Source organism: Idiomarina xiamenensis 10-D-4 (assembly GCF_000299895.1).
Taxonomy (GTDB): domain Bacteria; phylum Pseudomonadota; class Gammaproteobacteria; order Enterobacterales; family Alteromonadaceae; genus Idiomarina; species Idiomarina xiamenensis.
The window spans coordinates 1-1,193 of the sequence record NZ_AMRG01000051.1; the positions used below are offsets into that span (position 1 = coordinate 1).

The 1,193-nt window shown below is 49.5% G+C and carries 1 pseudogene; it reads left to right on the forward strand.

Annotated elements, in window-relative coordinates:
* Positions 1–17: 17 nt before the first annotated feature.
* A pseudogene (locus tag A10D4_RS13355) lies at positions 18–1,193 on the forward strand (IS3 family transposase); the annotation flags it as partial.

The following is a 1,193-nucleotide window of genomic DNA, read 5'->3' on the forward strand; positions in this document are numbered from 1 at the left end:
ATCTTTAAGGAGTGTCTATGGAGCGCATTGAAATTTTTACTGGCGGTTATACTCCGCAGGAGAAAGCCAAGTTTGTTGCCATGACCATGCAGCCGGGGTATTCGGTGTCACTGGTGGCCAGGCAGAACGGCATAACCCCGAGTTTATTGTTTAAGTGGAAAAAGCTCATGCAAGATGGTGGCATGTGTCTGCAATTCAATCTGGTGACGAGGTCGTCAGTGCCGCAGACCATAAAGCGCTTCAAAAGAAGGTTAAGCAGCTCGAGCAGTTGCTTGGTCGTAAAACCATGGAAACGGAGATCCTAAAAGAGGCGCTGGAGATAGCCCAGTCAAAAAAGTTTATATCGCGCATGCCATTGCTGCCACCGGACGGTTCCCTGTCCTCCGAGTAGCTACGATTCTTGGTGTGTCGCGTTCAAACTTATATCAACGCTTGTATGCGCGCCCAAAAGGTCGCTCAGCACGCTACAGCAAGGCTGATGATGCATTTTTGTTGCCGTTAATTGAAGACATCTGCAGCGACCGAGGTAGCAATGGTTATCGGCGTATTACCGCGCATTTAAACCGAGAGCTGAGAAATCAGCAGCATGCTATTGCTCGAGTGAATCCGAAGCGCGTGTATCGCATGATGCGGCAAAATAACTTGCTGCTACGTAAGCATACCGGGCGTGTGGGTGAGCACCGCGCTCATGACGGTCAGGTGATTACGCTGCACCCAAACACACGCTGGTGTTCAGACGGCTTTGAAATTACATGCTGGAACAAAGAAAAAGTGCGTGTGGTATTTAGCCTGGACTGCTGTGACCGTGAAATCATGAGCTACGTCGCAACAACCACGGGGCTCCGCGCAGACATGGTTCAGGATGTTCTGGTTGAAAGCATCGAACAACGCTTCGGTAACGTTCAGGAGCTGCCTCACGCGATCGAATGGCTTACAGACAATGGCAGTTGTTATATTGCCGATGAAACACGGCAGTTCGCCAAATCACTAGGCTTTAAGGTTGGCACGACACCGGTCCGCAGCCCGCAAAGCAATGGTATGGCTGAAGCGTTTGTGAAAACTTTTAAACGAGATTATGTATATCTGAATGACCGCCCTGATGCAGCTACGGTATTAACCAAGCTCGCTGAATGGTTCGAAAATTACAACAATTACCATCCGCACAGCGGATTAAAAATGATGTCACCGCGAGA